This is a genomic window from Shewanella sp. S1-49-MNA-CIBAN-0167, from assembly GCF_040310145.1.
Classification (GTDB): Bacteria; Pseudomonadota; Gammaproteobacteria; order Enterobacterales; family Shewanellaceae; genus Shewanella; species Shewanella psychromarinicola.
Map to the genome: position 1 here is coordinate 1 of NZ_JBEOPO010000342.1, position 261 is coordinate 261.

Sequence of the window (261 nt, forward strand, 5' to 3'; positions counted from 1 at the left end):
TTAAAGACCAAGTGCCATTAGCACAGGGAATCGCAGCTGTCCGTCAATTTTGTGTGGATATGAATAGCGAACCAGGCTGTTCGCTTGCAATGGCGCTGCAAAATAAAACGAACCCTAAACAGTTTGTTTTTTGGGAACGTTATGATGACCAAGCTGCGTTTGATGCCCACTTTGCAGCCGATCATACCCAAGCATTTATCAAATCGGCATTAACCGATCTACAGCAAGCGTTTGACTATCAACTATTAACCACTGAGGGAT

1 protein-coding gene is annotated in these 261 nt (G+C 44.1%); it reads left to right on the forward strand.

The window, feature by feature from the left end:
• Positions 1-261, forward strand: a 261-nt coding sequence (locus AAEZ00_RS21560; RefSeq protein WP_351089994.1) for an antibiotic biosynthesis monooxygenase, incomplete at both ends; no start/stop codon positions are given.